Origin of the sequence: Alterinioella nitratireducens (assembly GCF_013155465.1) — a bacterium.
GTDB lineage: Bacteria > Pseudomonadota > Alphaproteobacteria > Rhodobacterales > Rhodobacteraceae > Alterinioella > Alterinioella nitratireducens.
The window spans coordinates 22028-40484 of sequence record NZ_JABJVX010000012.1 but is presented as its reverse complement, the minus strand read 5'-3'; the positions used below and the strand labels follow the sequence as shown (position 1 = coordinate 40484).

The 18457-nt window shown below is 66.5% G+C and carries 14 protein-coding genes and 1 tRNA gene; 1 reads left to right on the top strand and 14 read right to left on the bottom strand.

The genetic code is table 11. The features are described 5' to 3' along the window. Nucleotides 1-4: 4 nt before the first annotated feature. The 9 genes from HNS34_RS16405 to HNS34_RS16365 form a co-directional block, all read right to left on the bottom strand. Entirely contained in the window at nucleotides 5-1825 is a 1821-nt protein-coding gene (locus tag HNS34_RS16405) for an acetyl-CoA hydrolase/transferase C-terminal domain-containing protein (protein ID WP_235952780.1), read from the bottom strand. Beyond that, nucleotides 1818-3893 carry a 3-hydroxyacyl-CoA dehydrogenase NAD-binding domain-containing protein gene (locus HNS34_RS16400; protein ID WP_172321182.1) on the bottom strand — a complete coding sequence of 692 codons (2076 nt, stop codon included), beginning with the start codon at nucleotides 3891-3893 and terminating at the stop codon, nucleotides 1818-1820. Before HNS34_RS16400 ends, HNS34_RS16405 begins: the two co-directional genes overlap by 8 nt. Continuing rightward, nucleotides 3893-5182, bottom strand: a complete 1290-nt coding sequence (locus HNS34_RS16395; protein ID WP_172321181.1) for an acetyl-CoA C-acetyltransferase — start codon at nucleotides 5180-5182, stop codon at nucleotides 3893-3895. The genes HNS34_RS16400 and HNS34_RS16395 overlap by 1 nt, the downstream gene beginning before the upstream one ends. Beyond that, complete coding sequence (locus HNS34_RS16390; RefSeq protein WP_172321180.1) at nucleotides 5179-7419, bottom strand: acyl-CoA dehydrogenase; 2241 nt, start codon at nucleotides 7417-7419, stop codon at nucleotides 5179-5181. Before HNS34_RS16390 ends, HNS34_RS16395 begins: the two co-directional genes overlap by 4 nt. Before the next feature lie 109 nt (nucleotides 7420-7528). After that, nucleotides 7529-9421, bottom strand: coding sequence for an acyl-CoA synthetase (locus HNS34_RS16385; RefSeq protein ID WP_172321179.1), 1893 nt, complete (start codon nucleotides 9419-9421; stop codon nucleotides 7529-7531). 118 nt (nucleotides 9422-9539) lie between these two features. Next, nucleotides 9540-11354: an ABC transporter transmembrane domain-containing protein gene (locus HNS34_RS16380; RefSeq protein WP_172321178.1), complete on the bottom strand. Its 1815-nt coding sequence runs from the start codon at nucleotides 11352-11354 to the stop codon at nucleotides 9540-9542. Between the two features lie 94 nt (nucleotides 11355-11448). Beyond that, nucleotides 11449-12246, bottom strand: a complete 798-nt coding sequence (locus HNS34_RS16375) for a metal ABC transporter permease (RefSeq protein WP_172321177.1) — start codon at nucleotides 12244-12246, stop codon at nucleotides 11449-11451. Continuing rightward, nucleotides 12243-12968: an ATP-binding cassette domain-containing protein gene (locus HNS34_RS16370; protein ID WP_172321176.1), complete on the bottom strand. Its 726-nt coding sequence runs from the start codon at nucleotides 12966-12968 to the stop codon at nucleotides 12243-12245. Before HNS34_RS16370 ends, HNS34_RS16375 begins: the two co-directional genes overlap by 4 nt. Further along, a complete protein-coding gene (locus tag HNS34_RS16365) occupies nucleotides 12965-13447 on the bottom strand; it encodes a helix-turn-helix domain-containing protein (RefSeq protein WP_172321175.1) in 483 nt (160 codons plus the stop codon). Before HNS34_RS16365 ends, HNS34_RS16370 begins: the two co-directional genes overlap by 4 nt. Nucleotides 13448-13537: 90 nt before the next feature. On the opposite strand from HNS34_RS16365, the gene HNS34_RS16360 reads away from it, so the two are divergent. Then, nucleotides 13538-14464: a zinc ABC transporter substrate-binding protein gene (locus tag HNS34_RS16360; RefSeq protein WP_172321174.1), complete on the top strand. Its 927-nt coding sequence runs from the start codon at nucleotides 13538-13540 to the stop codon at nucleotides 14462-14464. A 13-nt stretch (nucleotides 14465-14477) separates the two neighbouring features. Here the strand turns inward: HNS34_RS16360 and HNS34_RS16355 are convergent. From HNS34_RS16355 to HNS34_RS16335, 5 genes are all read right to left on the bottom strand, one after another. Further along, a tRNA-Gly gene (locus tag HNS34_RS16355) sits at nucleotides 14478-14551 on the bottom strand. A gap of 314 nt (nucleotides 14552-14865) precedes the next feature. Further along, complete coding sequence (gene yddG, locus HNS34_RS16350; protein ID WP_172321173.1) at nucleotides 14866-15738, bottom strand: aromatic amino acid exporter YddG; 873 nt, start codon at nucleotides 15736-15738, stop codon at nucleotides 14866-14868. Beyond that, nucleotides 15735-16409 (bottom strand): SOS response-associated peptidase, encoded by a 675-nt coding sequence (locus tag HNS34_RS16345; RefSeq protein ID WP_172321172.1) that lies wholly within the window; start codon nucleotides 16407-16409, stop codon nucleotides 15735-15737. The genes yddG and HNS34_RS16345 overlap by 4 nt, the downstream gene beginning before the upstream one ends. A gap of 47 nt (nucleotides 16410-16456) precedes the next feature. Then, nucleotides 16457-16618, bottom strand: a complete 162-nt coding sequence (locus HNS34_RS16340) for a hypothetical protein (RefSeq protein ID WP_172321171.1) — start codon at nucleotides 16616-16618, stop codon at nucleotides 16457-16459. Between the two features lie 185 nt (nucleotides 16619-16803). Continuing rightward, nucleotides 16804-18402 (bottom strand): bifunctional metallophosphatase/5'-nucleotidase, encoded by a 1599-nt coding sequence (locus HNS34_RS16335; protein ID WP_172321170.1) that lies wholly within the window; start codon nucleotides 18400-18402, stop codon nucleotides 16804-16806. Between the last annotated feature and the right edge of the window lie 55 nt (nucleotides 18403-18457).

Sequence of the window (18457 nt, the reverse complement as noted above, 5' to 3'; positions counted from 1 at the left end):
CGCGCTATGTTTCCGTTGCCTCCAGCCGCAGCGCACCGCGCAGGGCGCGCGCGCCGATGGGTTCCAGCAGGCTGGCGCGTTCGTCGAACCCCATGCGCGACATGGCCCGCGCCTCATGCGCCGGCGCGGGGGCGCGCAGCGTCGTCCAGACCAGCCGGGCCAGCGACAGGGGGCTGTGGCTGGCCAGGTTGAGCCGCTCCAGCGCGGGCAGCAGCAGGCGTTCCACCGCATCGAAATCACTGCCGAAGGGGAAATCCGGCAACGCGTCGCGATGCGTCTTGCGCCACGACGCCAGCCGCTCGGGCGTGTTTTCCGTGTCGGGCAGGCGGTAATCCTTGCCGATCTTGCCCGCGCCCTGCGCCTTTTGCAAAAGCTCCGCCTGGAACCGCGCATCGGTGATCGCCAGCATCCGCGCCACGACCTCGTGATCGGGCTGGCCGCGCAGGTCGGCCACGCCATATTCGGTGACGATGATGTCGCGCAGGTGGTGGGGCACGGTGGCGAAGGGCAATTCCCAGGCGATGTTCGAAACCGTCTTGCCGCCGCTCTCGCGCGTCGCGGGCAGCGTGATGATCGAGCGCGCGCCTTCCAGCGCAAAGGCCTGATCGACGAAATTGACCTGCCCGCCGACACCGCTGACGGTCTGGCCATCGTCGGTGATGTCCGAGGCGACCGCGCCCAGAAGGCTGGCCTTCATCGCGCTGTTGACGAAGCGCCCATCGACGCGGGCGGCGCGCTTGGCGGGCTCATCCCCGTAAAGCGCGTTGGTGAAGCTGACGGGGCGCATCTGGATCAGGGCGCGTGTCTCGGCGGGCATCTCGCGCAGGCGGGTATAGAAATCGCGATCCTCGACAAAAAAGCCGGCATGGATGGCGGCCCCATCGACGCGGCGCGTGACGATCCCCGCCTCGAACAGTTCCAGCAAGCCGCGCACCAGCATTTCGGCGCACCCGTAGAGGCCGGTCTCGAACGGGCCGGTGTCGCCGGTATCGGGCGCAAGATCGTGCAGCACGCGCGCCAGCTGCCCCTCGTGGCGCAGGATCAGCGCATGCGCGACGGCGTCACCGGTCTGGCCAATGCCCAGTTGCAGCGTGCCACCATCCCTGACCAGCCCCGCGACATGCGCGCCGATGGCGTGATGTGCCGTCGAGACCGGCTGACGCACGGCAGAGAAGAGCTCGAACTGCGCCTCCGGCTCAAGGCAGTATTGCAGCGTCTCGGGGCCGATCTCGGCAGAGGGGCCGGGCATGAAGGGAAGCTGGTCATTGACCTCGCCCGCCATCAGGAACGCCATCCGGCCCTCTTTGCGCCGGTCCAGCAGGTCGGCGGTGATATCGGTGTTGCAGGAGAGGGAATAAAGGTCGCCCTCGCGCGCCAGAAGCTGGATCAGCACGTTCGGATTGGCCGCGATCAGAACGTCGCGGGCATGGGTGTAATTGGCCGAGATATAGCTTTGCTGCATCCGGTCGACGCCCAACCAGCGGCCCGCCAGCAGGAAGAACTCGTTCACCTCGATATTGTCGGGCAGGCGCCCCTCGCGCAGCAGCGTTGCATAGAGAATCTCGGGATAGGCCCCGAAAAGACGCTCCTTGGCGGGGTTCAGCAGGCGTTGGCCCATGTCCGAGCCCGGCGCGGGCGCCTCCAGCGTCAGCGCGGTGAAGATCGAGAGGCTGACGGAAGGGTCGTCGCAGGCGGCGCGGGTCAGCGCATTGAGCAGCGTGACCGGCTTGCCGAGGCCCAGGGGCAGGGCCAGCCTGACCTCGCCGCCCGTGGCCTCGATGATCCTTGCGGCCAGTTCGTCGGCATCCCGGAAGGTCTCAGGCAAGGTCCGACCACCCTTCATCAGGCTCGAAGCGCGGCCCGTGGCGGGCGGCAAGGTCGGACAGCGTGGCGCGCACTTCCTCGACGCCGCGCGCCTTGGCATGGTGCATCGGCCCGCCCCGGAACGGCGCGAAGCCGGTGGCGAAGATCAGCGCGGCGTCAACCTCATCGGCGTCGCGGGCAATGTCCTTGCGCAGGCATTCGACGCAGGCATCCAGCATCGGCAGGATCAGCCGGTCGGTCAGGTCGGCGGGGCCTTCATCCTCGGTGTCGGGATGCGGGGTGCCGTCCGACCAGTCATAGAACCCCTGCCCCGCCTTCTTGCCGGACTCGCCCGCCTCGACCTTGTCGCGCAAGGCGGCGGTCACGTCGGGCATGGGCTTGTCGAGATGCTCCTTGAGGCTCTCGGCGACATGCAGGCAGATATCCAGCCCCACCTGGTCGGCCAGCGTGACGGGGCCCATCGGCATGCCGAAATCAATCGCGGCACTGTCGATCACCTCTTTCGGCACGCCCTCCTCCATCAGCACCATCGCCTCCAGCAGGTAGGGCGTCAGCGCGCGGTTGACGAGGAAACCGGGATAATCCTGCACCAGGACGGGCAGCCGGTCGATGGCACCGCAAAACGCGGAAAGCCTGTCCAGCGTCGCCTTTGAGGTCTTGTCATGCGCCACGACCTCGACCAGTTCCAGCTTGGAAACAGGATTGAAGAAATGCAGCCCCGCAAAGCGTGTCGGCGTCTTGGCCTTCTTCGCCAGTTCCGCCAATGGCAGGCTTGAGGTGTTGGTGGCCAGGATCGAGCCCGGTTTCATCCCCTTGCCCAGATCGGCGTAGATCTTGCCCTTGAGATCGGGTTTCTCGGGGGCCGCCTCGATCACCAGATCGGCGCGGGCGACACCATAGCCGCGCATGTCGGGGATAAGCCGGTCCAGCGCATCGCGCGCCTCGGTGCTGCTCAGGTGCTTGTCCTTGCAGACCTTGCGCGCCTGTTTCAACGCCGCGCCGATCGGGCCGGTTTCGACATCGCCAAGCGTCACGGTCTTGCCTTGCAGCGCGGCCCAAGCGGCGATCTCGCCGCCCATGGCCCCGGCGCCGACGACATGGACATGGGCGATCTCGTCCTCGCCCCTCGCCTTGTCCTTGAGGCCCTGGCGCAGGAAGAACACCCGGCGCAGGTTCTTCGACGTCTCGGTTTTCAGCAGCTCCGCGAAGGAGGCAATCTCGCCCTCCTGCATCGCGGCGCGGTCATCGCCATGCTCTTCCCAGAGCGCAATCAGCGCCTCGGGGGCGGGGTAATGTTCCGGCGGGGCCTGCTTGGCGGCTTCGCTGCGCATCCGGCGCGCGGCGAGATTTCGGGCGGGGCCGAGCCTGAACGCGTGCGAGGACAGCCCCGCGCCGTGTTTTTCGACGTCACCGGCGATGATGGCCTCGATAGCCGCCTCGACATGGCGCTCCTCGCAGACGACATCGGCGATGCCGAGCGATTTCGCCTTTTTCGTATGGGCCGATTTGCCGGTCAACATCAGGGTCATCGCCTCGGTCGGCTCGATCAGCGCAGGCAGGCGGAAGGTGCCGCCAAGACCGGGATGCAGGCCGAGGCGCACCTCGGGAAAGCCGAAGGAGGCCCCGTCAACGGCAATGCGCCAGTCGCAGGCCAGCGCCAGTTCGAAGCCCGCGCCAAGCGCCGCGCCATGGGTGACGCAGATCGTCGGGCAATCCAGCGCCTCCAGCCGGACCAGCACGTCATGGCCTTGACGCAGCAGGTCTTCCGCGCCCTCCTCCGACATCGCGTCGAAGCCGGTGATGTCGGCCCCGGCGGCGAAGCCTGCGGGCTTGGCGGATCGGATCACCAGCGCCTTGGGCGTGTCGGCCTCAAGCGCGTCGAGGTGACCCGCGAGGCCCTTCAGCACGCCTTCGGAAATCGTGTTGACGCTGCTGCCCTTTCGGTCGAGCGCCAGCCAGACGGTGCCCCCCTCATCGACTGCGTGGTGCCAGTCGCCATCGCCCGCGCCGGTGATCGGCCCAAGCGCCAGTTTGGTCTCTCCCAGATGGTCCAGAACGGGTTTGGTCATCACACAGCCTCCAGCAACATCGCGCCGCCCAATCCGCCGCCGATACATTCCGTCGCCACGCCGATCTTGTCGCCGCGCCGTTTCATGGCATTGGCCAGGTGCAGCACGATGCGGTTGCCGCTGGTGCCGACCGGATGGCCAAGCGAGATCGCGCCGCCATCGACGTTGAGCCTGTCGCGGTCAATCAGGCCGAAGGCCCCCTCCAGCCCCAGAATATCGCGGCAGAAATCGGCGTCGTTCCAGGCCGCAATGCAGGACAGCACCTGTGCCGCGAAGGCCTCGTTCAATTCCCACAGGTCGATCCCGTCGAGAGCGTAGCCGTTGCGCATGACCAGCGGCGTGGCGCACAAGACCGGCCCGAGCCCCATGACGGAAGGGTCCAGCCCCGCCCATTCGCTGTCGACGATGCGGGCGATGGGTTTCAGCCCGTGTTCCTCGACCGCGGCCTCGGAGGCGACGATCACCCAGGACGCGCCATCGGTGATCTGGCTGGAATTGCCGGGGGTGACCTGGCCATAGGGTTTCTCGAAGGCGGGCGAGAGCTTGGCCAGCGACTCCATGTCATTGTCGGGTCGCACGCCGTCATCATGGTCATAGACCTCCCCATCCTCGCTGTCGAAGGCGGTCATGACCTCGTCGTCAAGCCAGCCTTCCTCCTGCGCTTTCGCAAGCCGGTGGTGGCTGTCCATCGCATAGGCATCGGCGGTCTTCCGGTCGATCCCGAAGCGATGCGCCAGAACCTCGGCCGTCTGCCCCATGTTCAGCGTGGTGATCGGGTCGGTCAGGCCACGTTCCAGCCCGATGACGGGTTTGAAGAAATCGGGCCGCAGCCCTGCCATGGCGCGCGCCTGCGCCACCGGCCCCCTGGCGCGGTTCATCTCGGCGAACCATTCGACCGCGCCCTGGCGCAGGACCAGCGGCGCATGGCTCAGCGCCTCGGCGCCGCCGGCAAGGATCAGATCCTGCTTGCCCTCGCGGATATAGCGAAAGGCGGTGTCGATGGATTGCATCCCCGAGCCGCAATTGATCTGCGTCGTGAAGGCGACCATGTCCTCGCCCATGCCAAGACGCAGGGCGGCGACACGGGCGGGGTTCATTTCGTCCGCGATGACATTGACGCAGCCCAGGATCACCAGGTCGAAGGCATCGCGCGCGAAGGGCTGGCGCATGAGCAGGGGTCTGCCCGCCTGCACCGCCAGATCGACGGGAGTAAAGGGCCCCGGCCCGCCGCGCGCCTTGAGAAAGGGGGTTCTGGCCCCATCGACAAGATAGACAGGACGATCGTTCATTCCGCAGCCCTCGCCGTTGGTTGATGCAGGTTCGGGAAAAGCGTGGCGAGGTCTTCGGGGGAATAATCATCCACCGCGACGACCTCATCCACCAGGGCCTGCATGTCGTTGATCTGTTGCATGTCACTTTCGCCGATGATCCCGGCCTCGAGCGCCTGCTCGGGCGTCTTTCCGGCCTCGCGCAGCTTCTTCATCAGGGGCGCGGCCCCGGTCACGGCGGCGTAGCAGCGGTTGAGCGTCTCGATACCGTCCGAATGGCAGCCCTCGAAGATGCGCCCGACGATGCGGTCGCGGGTGTCGGAGGGCTCGAATATCAGGTCCGAGCACTCCGCGACCAGCCGGTCATCGGGCGTTTTCGGGGCCGATCCGGTCAGGGTCACAAAGCGCAAAATCCATGCCGCCCACCGGGCCGGGAAATTTGCCAGAACCCCATCCAGCGCCTCCTGCATCCGGCCAAAGCCACGCTCGGCGGCGTAGCGGACCACGGGCAGGTCGGCCTCGTTCCGCCCCTCGTCCTGCCAGCGTTTCAGCGTGGCCGAGAGGATATACATCTCGGACAGCACATCGCCCATTCTCCCCGAAATCATCTCCTTGCGCTTGAGCGCGCCGCCGAGCGTCAGGAACGCGAAATCGGCGGTCAGGGCATAGGCCGCGGACCAGCGTGAGAGCTTGCGATAGATGGGCGCGACCGGCCCGACGCCTTTTGGCGCGGGCGCGAAGAGGCCGCCGGTCCAGGCCCGGCCCCAGGCGCGGAAGAACGTCTTGGTCGTGTGGCCGATATGGGCCCAGAGGCTCTTGTCGAAGCGGGCGAGCGATTCCTCCTCGTCCTCGACGCCAAGCGATTGAATATTCTCCAGCATATGCGGATGCGCACGGATCGAGCCCTGGCCGAAGATGATCAGGCTTCGGGTGACGATATTGGCCCCCTCGACGGTAATCCCGATCGGCACGGCGCGGTAGAAGGGCAGCAGGTAATTCGACGGCCCGTCGATCACCGCCTTGCCCGAATGCACGTCCATCGCGTCATTCAGCGCCTCCCGCATCCGGTAGGTCGCATGCGCCTTCATGATCGCGGAAATCACGCTGAGGGCGCGGCCTTCGTCCAGTCCGGCGCAGGTCAGGTGGCGCGCGGCGTCCATCGAATAGGCATCGGCAGCCAGGCGGCCCATGCGCGACTGCACCCCGCCGAACATGCCGATGGGCAGGTTGAACTGCTCGCGGATGCGGGCATAAGCCCCGGTGGTATGCGCCGACAGCGCGATGGCGGCACAGCCCATCGAGGGCAGCGAAATGCCCCGGCCCGCGGCCAGCGCGGTCATCAGCATCATCCAGCCCTGCCCGGCATAGTCCTTGCCGCCGATGATGTTGGACAGCGGGATGAACACGTCCTTGCCGGTGGTCGGCCCGTTCATGAACATGGTCGAGGATGGCAGGTGCCGCCGCCCGGTCTCGACCCCGTCCAGATCGGTGGGGACAAGGGCGCAGGTGATGCCGATCTCCTCCTCGTCGCCCAGAAGCCCATCGGGATCGCGCAGCTTGAAGGCCAGCCCCAGCACGGTGCAGACGGGGGCAAGGGTGATATAGCGCTTGGCCCAGTTGAGGCGGATACCCAACACCTCCTCGCCGTTCCACTCGCCCTTGCACACGACGCCCTCGTCGCGCATCGCCGAGGCGTCCGACCCGGCCTCGGCGCTGGTCAGGCCGAAGGCGGGCAACTCCTCGCCGCTGGCCAGGCGTGGCAGCCAGTCGTCCTTCTGCGCGTCGGTGCCGAAATGCAGCATCAACTCGCCCGGCCCCAGCGAGTTGGGCACCATGACGGTGACGGCAACCGCGACCGAGCGGGTCGAGAGGAAACGCACGACCTCGGAATGGGCGAAGGCCGAGAAACCCAGACCGCCATGGGATTCGGGGATGATCATCCCGAAGAATTTCTTCTCGCGCAGGAAGGTCCAGATCTCGGGGGGCAGGTCGGCATCGAGCTGGTTGATCTTCCAGTCGTCGATCATGCCGCATAATTCGCGGCAGGGGCCATCGAGAAAGGCCTGTTCCTTGTCGCTGAGGCGCGGTGCCTTGACCGCGTGCAGCATGTCCCAGTCCGGGTTGCCGGAGAAAAGCTCCGCCTCCCACCAGACATCCCCCGCTTCAAGCGCGTCACGCTCGGTATCGGAGAGGGTTGGCAGGGCGGTCCTGGCCCATTTGTGGATCGGCGCGGTCAGTTTTTGGCGAAAGGTTCCCATCTAGGCAGAACCAACGGGGGCGGGTTTGGTTCCATGGCAGGGCTGTGCAAACCAAAAAAGGGCCACCCGGTCCGGATGGCCCCCTGTTCCATGCTAGCGCGCGCGGTGCTCAGGCGTCGTCCCATTCCCATGGCCGGGTAAACTCGCCCAGGACGCGGGTGACGTCGGCCTCTTCCACATTGCCGGTCTTCTTGACCTGCGCCACAAGCCCGCGGTTCTTGCTCTCGACCACCCGGACCACCTCGGCGGCCAGCCCCGCCTCCTTCAGCGCGGCATTGTAGACCCGCGTGATGGCGCGTTTGCGCAGGTCGGGCTTGAAGACCTTGCCAACGGCGGTCTTGGGCAATTCATCCATGATCTCGATATGCTTGGGCCGCGCCGCGCGTTCGTGGACATGTTCGTCGCAATGGGCCTTGAGCTCCTCGATGGTGACTTTGCCGCCATCGACCAGTTCGACATAGACGCAAGGCAGTTCACCCGCGAAGGCGTCGGGCTGGCCGATCGCGCCGGCCATGGCGACGGCCTCGTGTCCGGCCAGCGCCTCCTCGATCTCGGCGGGGTCGATATTGTGGCCGCCGCGGATGATCAGGTCCTTGGCGCGGCCCGTGATCCAAAGATAGCCATCCTCGTCGATGCGGCCCAGATCGCCGGTGCGCAGGTAGATGTCGTCGTGGAACAGGTCGATATTCTTGTCGCTCTCGGTATAGGTCGAGCCTTCGAAGACACCGGGATTGTCGATGCAGATCTCGCCCACCTCATCGGTGTCGCAGACAATCACCCCGTCAGGCGTGTGTTTGAGGATGCGCACCTCGGTATGGGGCAGCGGCACGCCGACCGAGCCCACCTTCTTGGTGCCCTCGACCGGGTTCACCGAGACAAGGCAGGTCGCCTCGGTCAACCCGTAGCCCTCGACCAGGGTCACGCCGGTGGCCTTCTCGAAGCGGCGGAACAGCTCCAGCGGCAGCGGAGATGACCCGGAAAAAGCGGTCTTGACGGTCGAGACATCGGCATTGACCGGGCGCTGCATCATCGCCGAGATTGCGGTCGGTACGGTGATGATGAAGGTCACGCCCCAGCGTTCGACCAGCTTCCAGAAATTGTCGAACACGCCCTCGCCGCGATAGCCCTGCGGGGTCGGAAAGACGACATGCGCGCCAGAGGCGATCATCGCCATCAGGATCACGTGGCAGGCGAAGACGTGGAACAGCGGCAGCGGGCAGATGATGGTGTCGGTGTCGTCGAACAGAAGCGTATGGCCAAGCCAGCCATTGTAGATCATGCCGGAATACTTGTGCTGCGCGACCTTGGGCATGCCCGTGGTGCCGCCGGTGTGGAAATAGGCCGCGACGCGGTCTTCCTTGCTGTCATCGAAACTCAGGCGGTCGGCGGGCTGCCTGGCCACTTCTGCGGTGAAATCCAGCAACTTGGCGTGATGGCTGACCGGGTTCTTGGGCCGGATCAGCGGCACGATCCAGCTTTTTGGCGGGGTCAGATAGCGCAGCAGGTCGACCTCCAGCACATGGGTGACGCCGGGGGCATCCGCCACCGCCTCGGCCACTTTCTGCGCCACATCCGTCTTGGGGAAGGCGCGCAGGGTCACGACCAGTTTGGCCTTGGTCTCGCGCAGGATGGAGGCGATGTGCTCGGGCTCCAGGAGCGGGTTGATCGGGTTGGCGATACCCGCGACGCAGCCGCCGATCAGCACGGTCGTCGCCTCGTTGCAGTTCGGCAGGACATAGGCGACGACATCCCCCTCGCCCACGCCGAGCGAGCGGAAGAGATTGGCGACCTGCGTGACCTTGCCGTGATACTGTTTCCAGGTCATCGTCTCGGCCTTGTCCTTGGGCCCGGAGAGCAGCTGGAAACTGACCGCCCTGTTGTTCGGCACCCGTGCGGCGGTCTGCGACAGAAGCTGGTAGAGCGTCACCGCCGGCTGGCTCTCGGGCCATGGGTTCGCTTCCTCGATCGCGCGCACGTCGGCAATATTCGCAAATCGCGACATTCCGGTTCTCCTCCCCTGATTCCGGCGTCGGCCCTCATGCGTGGCACGGGGCCCGTTTTGCGGGCAGGATGGAAGGATTGCGCCTGCAAGGCAAGCATTTCGGGGCCCGCCGCGCGGATTACTCTGCGGCAAGCCCTTCGGTGAACTGAAGCCGCGCCAGTCGGGCGTAGAGGCCACCGCCCGCCACCAGATCCTCATGCGTGCCCTCGGCCACGATCTGGCCTGCCTCGAACACCACGATCCGGTCGGCCTGTTTCACCGTCGCCAACCGATGCGCGACGATCAGCGTGGTGCGGTCGGCGGAAAGCTCGGTCACCGCCTGCTGCACGGCGCGTTCGCTTTCGGCGTCCAGCGCGCTGGTGGCCTCGTCGAGCAGCAGCACCGGCGCATCGCGCAAGATGGCACGGGCGATGGCGATGCGCTGTTTCTGTCCGCCCGACAGCATGATGCCGCGCTCGCCGACATAAGTGTCATAGCCCTCCGGCAGGGCGGTCAGGAAGTCATGCGCGGCGGCGGCGCGGGCGGCGTCCTCGACCTCGGCATCCGACGCATCGGGGCGACCGAAACGGATGTTCTCGCGCGCCGAGGCCGCGAAGATCACCGGATCCTGCGGCACCAGCGCGATGGATTTGCGGAAATGCGCGCGGGTCATGTCGCGCAGATCGACGCCATCGAGGCTGACCTTGCCCGAGATCGGATCGTAGAAGCGCAGGAGCAGCTGGAAGATGGTGGATTTGCCCGCGCCCGAGGGGCCGACCAGCGCCACGGTCTCGCCCGGTCTTATGGTCAGGCTGACACCCGCAAGCGCCGCGGCATCGGGGCGGGTGGGGTAGTGGAAATGCACATCCTCGAAGGCAATCTGCCCGCGCCCGCCCTGCGGCAGGGTCTGGCCCTGAACCGGGTCGGCCACGCTGTCATCGTCGCCGAGCAGCTCCACCAGCCGCTCGGTCGCGCCCGAGGCGCGCTGCAACTCGCCCCAGATCTCGGACAGGGCACCGACCGAGCCCGCCACCATGATCGCGTAGATCAGGAACTGGATCAGCTCGCCCACGCTCATCGCCTCGGCCCGCACGTCGCGCGCGCCGATCCAGAGCACACCGACCACACCGGCAAAGACCAGCGCGATGACGATCACGGTCATGATGGCGCGGGTGCGGATGCGGGTCTTGGCGCTCTCGAAGCTCAGCTCGGTCACATCGTCGAACTGCCCCGCCGTGGCGCGTTCATTGGTGAAGGCCTGCACCGCCTGCGCCGAGAGAAGCGCCTCGGACGCCTTGCCCGAGCTTTCCGCGATCCAGTCCTGGTTCTGGCGGCTGAGCATCCGCAAGCGCCGTCCCAGGAGGACGATCGGCACGATGACAACCGGAACGATCAGCAGCACGAGGCCGGTCAGCTTGGGCGAGGTATAGAGCATCATGCCAAGCCCGCCGAGGAACAGCAGCACGTTGCGCAGGGCGACGGAAACGGACGAGCCGATGACCGACAGCAGCAGCGTGGTGTCGGTGGTGATGCGGCTCAGGACCTCGCCGGTCATGATGCGCTCGAAGAAAGCGGGGCTCATGTGAATCATGCGGCTGAACACCGCCTTGCGGATATCGGCGACGACACGCTCGCCCAGGCGGGTGACGAGGTAGTAACGCAGCCCCGTGCCAAGCGCGAGCAGCCCGGCGATGGCCAGCGCGGCGACAAAATACTGGTCCAGCAGGGCGACGGATTCGGTCTCGAACCCGTCAACGACGCGGCGCACGGCCAGCGGCAGCAGCAGCGAGACGGTCGCGGTCAGGACAAGCGCCGCGATGGCGGCGAAGACCAGGCCCTTATAGGGGGCCATGAAGGGCGCCAGCGCCTTGAGCGAGCCGATGCGGCGCGATTTCTCGCGCTCCTCTTCCGACCGCTTGGGGGCGGGTGTGCTGGCGGCGGTGCTGTCGGACATGCGCGACCTTCTTTGGTTGACCTGGCCCGCACGGGGATACTGCCGTGTCGGCCCACGCACAAGACCGCAAGCCCCTGCAACGCGGTCGCAGGGGTCAGCGGCGCAGCAGGCGGGCCGCGATGGCGGTCAGGGCGAAGAGGACAGCGGCGGCGCTGACGATGCTCGGCCCCGTCGGCGTGTCATAGCTCAGCGAGGCCTGGAGGCCGCCGAAGACAGACAGCGCTCCGATCCCGGCGGCGAACGCGGCCATGCGTTCGGGCGTGTCACCCACCGCGCGGGCGGCGGCGGCGGGGATGATGAGCATCGCGCCGATCAAGAGCGCGCCAACCACCTTGATCGCGACCGCGACGACAAGGGCCAGCGCCAGCGTCAGCACCATCTGCTCGCGCCTTGGGTCGATGCCGCTGGCATAGGCCAGATCGGGATTGACCGTGGCGGTCAGCAGCGCCTGCCAGCGCCAGGCCAGCAGCGCCAGAATCGCCGCCGCGCCACCCCAGATCAGCGCCAGGTCGCCGCGCCCGACCGACAGGATATCGCCGAAGAGATAGGCCATCGGGTCGATCCGCACGCCCGAGATCAGCGATACCGCGACCAGCCCCGCCGCCAGCGCCGAATGTGCCGCGACCCCCAGAAGCGTATCCATCGCATGGCCCCGGCTGGTCAGGGTCGAGACCGCAAGCGCCATGATCCCGGCGACAGCCAGAACGCCCAAGAAGACATTGACCGAAAGCGCCAGCGCCAGCGCCACGCCCAGGATCGCGGCATGCGCCGTTGCGTCGCTGAAATAGGCCATGCGCCGCCAGACCACGAAACAGCCCAGGGGGGCGGCGGCCAGCGCCACGCCAAGCCCGGCCAGAAGGGCGCGGATCACGAAACTGTCGAGAAGGCTCATTCAGGCGCCCCATGGTCATGGCTGTGGCTATGTTCATGCCGGTAAAGCGCCAGCGCGCCGCCCGTGCCGGTGCCAAAGAGCGCCCGGTATTCGGGGGCCGAGGCGACATGCTCCGGCGCGCCTTCACAACAGACATGGCCGTTGAGGCAGATTACCCTGTCCGACGCCGCCATCACCACGTGCAATTCATGGCTGACCATCAGCACGGCGCAGCCCAAGCGGTCGCGCAGGTCGGCGATGCGCTGGTAGAAAGCCGCCGATCCCGGCTGGTCCAGCCCTTGCGTCGCCTCGTCGAGGATCAGGAGCTCCGGGGCGTTCAACAGCGCACGCGCCAGCAACACGCGCTGGAATTGCCCGCCCGACAGGTCCGTCATCTGGCGGCTGGCCAGCGCCCCCGCCCCCGCCTCCTCCAGCGTCTGACGCGCGGTGGCGGCGTCCACCCGGCGCGGCAGGTCGAGGAAGCGGCGCACCGTAAGGGGCAAGGTCGGGTCGATATGCAGTTTCTGCGGCACATATCCGATGCGCAGGTTCGGGCTGCGCGTGACACGGCCCGCCTCGGGCCGGATCGCCCCGATGATGGCGCGCAGAAGGGTGGATTTGCCCGACCCGTTGGGGCCGACGACCGTGACGATCTCGCCGGGATCAATGGAAAAATCGACATGGTGCAGGACCGTGTTGCCGCCCAGGCGAACGCTCATGCCGTCGATGCGCACAAGGCTCATGCTGGGGCCTCCTCGCGGCAATTGGGGCAGATGCCCTGCGCCTCGGTCACGGTGCGTTCGATGACAAAGCCCGTTTCCGCCGCCGCCCGGCCCAGGTTGCCGCGCGCGGGTTCGGCGATGGCCTCGGCCACCGAATGACAGATGCGGCAGATCAGGAAAGCCGCCGCGTGATCGGTGCCGGGATGGGTGCAGGCGATGAAGGCGTTGAGCTGCTCGATCTTGTGCGCGAAGCCATGCTTGACGAGGAAATCCAGCGCCCGATAGGCCACCGGGGGCTGGCGGCCCATGCCCTCGTCGCGCAGCCGGTCGAGGATCTCATAGGCCCCGAGCGCCCGGTGTTCCTCAAGCAGAATCTCCAGCACGCGGCGGCGCACCGGCGTCAGGTGCAGCCCTTGCGTGGCGCATCGCCGCTCCACCTCGGCCAACCCGCCCTTGCGGCAGGCGGCGTGGTCATGCTGTTCGAATCCGATCGGGTCCATGGCGGTGCATCCGGTTGGGGCATTTCCTGCTTGCTATGCTATAACATCACAAATAGAAAGCCGCTATGTGATAATATAACGGAGGCCCCGATGTTTCGCCCTGCCCTCGCCGCGCTCTTTCTGTTCGCCACCCCCTTGCAGGCCGAAGTGCCCCGGATCGCGGTCGATATCGCGCCGGTCTACGGGCTGGTCGAGCAGGTCCTGGGCGATCTGGGGCGGCCCGACCTGGTGATCCGACCCGGCGCCTTGCCGCATGATTTCGCGCTGCGCCCCTCGCAGGCGGCGGTTCTGGAACAGGCCGATCTCGTGATCTGGGTCGGCCCCGGCCTGACACCGTGGCTGGAGGACAGCCTCGAAACCCTCGCCGGCGATGCCGATCAGCTCAGGTTGCTGGAGGTGGAGGGCACGCGGCTTCTGGAGATGCGCGAGGGGGCCAATTTCGCCGGTCATGAGGACGCGGCAGAGCACGAGGGCGAGGGCGAGGGCGAGCCTGACAGCGGGTCAATCAACCCCCATGCCTGGCTGGACCCGGAAAACGCCCGCATCTGGCTGCTGGCCATTGCCGATGCGCTTGCAGACGCGGACCCCCGGAACGCCCGGACCTACCTGGACAACGCCGAGGCCGCCGCAAACGATCTCGGCGCCCTGGTCGCGGAGGTCGATGCGCAACTGGCCCCGGTCCGTGACGCCCGCTTTGTCGTGCTGCATGACGCCTATCACTATTTCGAGGACCGTTTCGGCCTTCAGGCCATCGGGGCCATCGCCGATGGTGAAGCCACCCCGCCGGGTGCCGCCCGCATCATGGAACTGCTGGAGGGCATGGCCGACGGCGATGTCGCCTGCCTGTTCTACGAACCGCAAAGCGATATCAACCTGGCCTATGCGGTGCTGGAAACGGGCCTTCCTACCGCCAGCCTCGATCCGCTCGGGATGAGCCTGCTGCCAGAGCCGGATTTCTACACCGCCCTGATCCGCGACATGGCCGATACCGCGCTGGATTGCCTGTCAGAGAGCTGAGCAGTTTGGGGATTGGAGCGGGCGACGGGAATCGAACCCGTATCTTCAGATTGGAAATCTGAGGTCTTACCATTACACAACGCCCGCGTTGCGAAGTGGTTGCTATTTCATGGGCCATTCGAGGTCAAGGGCCGAGGCCGCCGGGCGATCCCCCGGGGGTCGGATGACTCGTGTCCCTGCCCGGAAACGCGCGCCTTGCACCCCCGGAACGAGGGGCGCTTTCTTCGACGCGCCGCGGCCATCGTCGTACAAACCGAAACAATCGCCCCATTTTCGCCCCATTATGCGGCTAGGCTGATCTCAGGCGGCAGAAAGACAACAAGATCGAGCACGCTGCCTGACACTTTCCTCCCTGGACCTAGAACCGGGCCGCCCCCTCTCCCAGGCGGCCCGTTTTCTTGTCAGCGCTTCCTGAAGATCATGTCGCGCGCGGCGATCACCGCGCCGCCGGTGATCAGCACGCAGGCCAGGCCAATGGCCCAGGTAAACGCGCCCAGGCCAAGCGCGATCAGCACCAGCGTGGACAGAAGCGGCGCGCAGTAGCTGGCCGCACCCAAAACCTGGATGTCGCCATGCTTGACGCCGGTATCCCAGACGAAGAAGGCCAGCCCGACCGGGCCGATACCCAGGCCCAGGACCGCCAGCCACTGGGTCGCGCCCTGCGGCCAGACGGTCGCCTCAAGCCCCAGATGCGCCACCAGTGCCAGCCCCGCCGTGACAAGGCAGAAGCCGGTGACGATATCCGAGGGCACGGCATGGAACCGGCGCGACAGCACGGAATAGGACGACCAGAAGAAAGCCGCCACCAGCGCCAGCGCGTAACCGTCCAGATAGGCCGGATCAATCGCAAACCCGCGCCCGCCCGTAACGATCAGCGCGGCCCCCGCCAGCCCCATAAGCGCCCCGATGACGTGATGGGCGCGCAGCCTCTCACCGGGGGCAAGCGCGGAGAGCAGCACGATCAGCAGGGGCCAGAGATAGGCAATCAGGCTTGCCTCGATCGCGGGGGCCGCGCGCAGGGCCGAGAAATAGAGGAAGTGATACCCGAAGAGGCCGCCGACGCCCACGGCCCAGACCGGCCAGCCATGGCGCAGCGCGGCGATCCCATGCGGCCGCCACGCCCAGCTTGCCGCCCCGGCCAGCCCGCCGATGGCAAAGCTCATCGCCATGAGCTGGAACGGCGGCACCGCGCCGCTGGCTGCCGTGAAGGCCGCCAGAAGCGCCCAGAGCAGGATCGCGACGAAGCCCAACAGCGTGGCCGGACCCCGCCTCATTCGCCCCCGTCATCGAGGGGTTCGATCAGCTCCGGCCCCTGCGCGCGGTTGGAATTGACGGCAGGGTCGACGCGGTAAGCTTCAAAGCGGTCCTTGGGTGCTGCCTGCATCAGGGGCGCCGCGCCCTTGCCCTCCTCGCCCAGCCACTTGGCCCAGTCGTCGGGTGCCAGGCTGACGGGTTCGCGGTGGTGGATATGGTCCAGCCCCGCCCCCGCCGCACAGGTCACGATGGCCAGCGTGGTCAGGCTTTCGTCGCCCCGCTGCCAGTCCTGCCAGATGCCCGCCAGCACCAGCGCGCCGCCGTCTTTCGGGTGGATATACCAGGGCAGCCGGTTGTCCCTGGCGTCCTTGGTCCATTCGTAGAACCCGCTGATCGGCACCAGGCACCGGCGTTCGCGCACGGCGGAACGAAAGGCGGGTTTCTCGGCGATCGTCTCGGCCCGCGCGTTGATCAGCAAGGGCCCGTCCGTGGGCGTCTTGTACCAATGCGGCACCAGCCCCCAGCGCATCGGGCGGTAGCGCCGTTGGCCTCCATCCGAGGTGACGACGCCCACGGCTTGCGTCGGGCAGATATTGTAGCGGGGGCTGTCGGGAAGGTCGTTGGCGGGTGCAGCCCCGAAGAGCTGCACCATCGCGTCATGGGGGAGGGTCAGGGCCATGCGTCCACACATGGGCGCGAGACTAGGCAGCCCGCGGGGCGCTGAAAAGCCCCAATCCCTCAGGCGCCGTAAACGGCCTTTTGGGCAATGCGCGGGATGTCGCCCTCGTAGATGTCGAGGTCCAGCCTGGTATTGCGGTCGAGCGCGCCCAGTTCCCGCACGGTACGGCGGTAGGCGGCGCGTTTGCGGGCGCGGTTCATCAGCTCTGCTGCATAGGTCATGTCGTGTCTCCTTCGCGTTACAGGGCCAATATGATAGCGCTACCGGAACGCACAACCGACGCTTTTCGAAAGCCGCCATGACGGGCTTGCATGGCGGGAAAATCCCGCCGCCCCCGCTGGACTGACCGACAGGAAAAGGGCCGGACAGTTTCCCGTCCGGCCCCTTCCCATCCCAGGCAGGCGGGTTATTCGGCCTGCATGATCCGATCTTCCAGATGCGGTGTATAGGGGGAGTTCTCGGCCAGGTAGTCGGCGACCACCTGCTCCAGGCCAGGACCGAAATCATAGGCGTTCATGCCCTCGCTGGCGAAGACCGCGTAGCCGTCGCCGCCACCGCGCATGTAGTCGTTGGACACGACGCCATAGGTTGCCTCGGGGTCGATCGGCTCATAGCCGTTTTCCGTTTCGATCTCGACCGAGACGATGCGGCTGCCCGGCTCCGCCTCGGGATCCCACGTGTAGCGCATGCCCGCGACCTGCGGGAAGCGGCCCGCGCCTTCCTCGACCTGGCTGACGCCATTTTCCAGCGCCGCGACGATGTCGGCCCCGGTCAGTTGGAACGTGGCCAGCGTGTTCTGGAACGGAAGCACCGTCAGCACCTCGCCCATCGTCACCTCGCCCGCGTCGATCGAGGCACGCAGACCGCCGCCGTTCTGGATCGCGACGTCGATGCCCTGGTCGCGCACCCGCTCCAGCATCGCGGTCGCTACGAGGACGCCCATTTCGCATTCCTGCACACGGCAGCTCGACCGGTCGCCGTCAATGGAGGCCTCGGACTCACCGACCACCTCGGCCATCGCTTCTTCGATCGGGGCGGTCAGCTCAGCGATGCGCTCGCTCAACTCCGCGTCCGGCTCAAAGGAGGCATCCAGCAGGATCGTGTCTCCCTCGGCCCAGACCACGTTGCCGTCATCGTCGATGGTCAGCTCCAGATGGCCCATGTACTTGGAATAGGCATAGGCCGAGACCACGGGCACCAGATCGCCCTCCGGGCCGGTGATGAAGTTCGGATAGGCAAAGTCGCGGTCGGGGTCGTCCACCGAATAAAAGGTGTTGGAATGGCCGCCGATCACCGCATCCAGGCCCGAGACCTGGGCCGCCAGCATGTCATCCAGCACCTGGCCCACATGGGTCACGGCAATGATCACGTCGATGCCCTGCTCGCGCAATTCATCGACATCCTGCTGCATCGCCTCGATCTCATCCTGGAACACGACATTGGGGCCGGGCGCCGCGATATCGACCGTATCGGTGGTCAGCGAGGCCACGAAGCCGACCTGGATACCGCCGATTTCCATCACGTAGCTGTTGCCGACACGTTCCTGCAAGGGATCCGAGCCGGACAGGTCCAGGTTGCCGGCAATCACCGGGAAGTCCATCATGTCGATGACCCGGGCCAGGTTTTCCGGGCCGTCGTCAAACTCATGGTTGCCAAGCGCCAGCAGGTCCAGCCCGATGGCATTCATCATCTCGGCTTCGACATCCCCCTTGAAGGTGGTGTACATCAGCGAGCCCTGGAACAGGTCGCCCGCCGCGACAACGGCCACGTTCTCCGCGCCGTGTTCGGCTTCGATCTGTTCGATCACGGTTTCCATCCGCGCGGCGCCGCCAAAGCATTCGCCCGCCGCGTCATCCTCGGCGTTGCAGGTGTTGTTGAAACGCGTGATCGGCTGCACCCGGCTGTGGAAGTCGTTGAAATGAAGGATATGGATGGTGGTGTCAGCGGCTGCCATGCCACCCATGGTGGTCAGCAGTGCCGTCGAACACAGGATTCGAGCAAACATCGGTAGTCTCCCTGTCGGTCTTTGTTATGATCGCAGCTTGGCGGGGGCCGCCCCC

Coding starts and splice junctions, on each gene's coding strand:
- HNS34_RS16400 (WP_172321182.1), bottom strand. CDS start 3,893: ATGACCAAACCCGTTCTGGACCATCTGGGAGAGACCAAACTGGCGCTT.
- HNS34_RS16395 (WP_172321181.1), bottom strand. CDS start 5,182: ATGAACGATCGTCCTGTCTATCTTGTCGATGGGGCCAGAACCCCCTTT.
- HNS34_RS16390 (WP_172321180.1), bottom strand. CDS start 7,419: ATGGGAACCTTTCGCCAAAAACTGACCGCGCCGATCCACAAATGGGCC.
- HNS34_RS16385 (WP_172321179.1), bottom strand. CDS start 9,421: ATGTCGCGATTTGCGAATATTGCCGACGTGCGCGCGATCGAGGAAGCG.
- HNS34_RS16380 (WP_172321178.1), bottom strand. CDS start 11,354: ATGTCCGACAGCACCGCCGCCAGCACACCCGCCCCCAAGCGGTCGGAA.
- HNS34_RS16375 (WP_172321177.1), bottom strand. CDS start 12,246: ATGAGCCTTCTCGACAGTTTCGTGATCCGCGCCCTTCTGGCCGGGCTT.
- HNS34_RS16370 (WP_172321176.1), bottom strand. CDS start 12,968: ATGAGCCTTGTGCGCATCGACGGCATGAGCGTTCGCCTGGGCGGCAAC.
- HNS34_RS16365 (WP_172321175.1), bottom strand. CDS start 13,447: ATGGACCCGATCGGATTCGAACAGCATGACCACGCCGCCTGCCGCAAG.
- HNS34_RS16360 (WP_172321174.1), top strand. CDS start 13,538: ATGTTTCGCCCTGCCCTCGCCGCGCTCTTTCTGTTCGCCACCCCCTTG.
- yddG (WP_172321173.1), bottom strand. CDS start 15,738: ATGAGGCGGGGTCCGGCCACGCTGTTGGGCTTCGTCGCGATCCTGCTC.
- HNS34_RS16345 (WP_172321172.1), bottom strand. CDS start 16,409: ATGTGTGGACGCATGGCCCTGACCCTCCCCCATGACGCGATGGTGCAG.
- HNS34_RS16340 (WP_172321171.1), bottom strand. CDS start 16,618: ATGACCTATGCAGCAGAGCTGATGAACCGCGCCCGCAAACGCGCCGCC.
- HNS34_RS16335 (WP_172321170.1), bottom strand. CDS start 18,402: ATGTTTGCTCGAATCCTGTGTTCGACGGCACTGCTGACCACCATGGGT.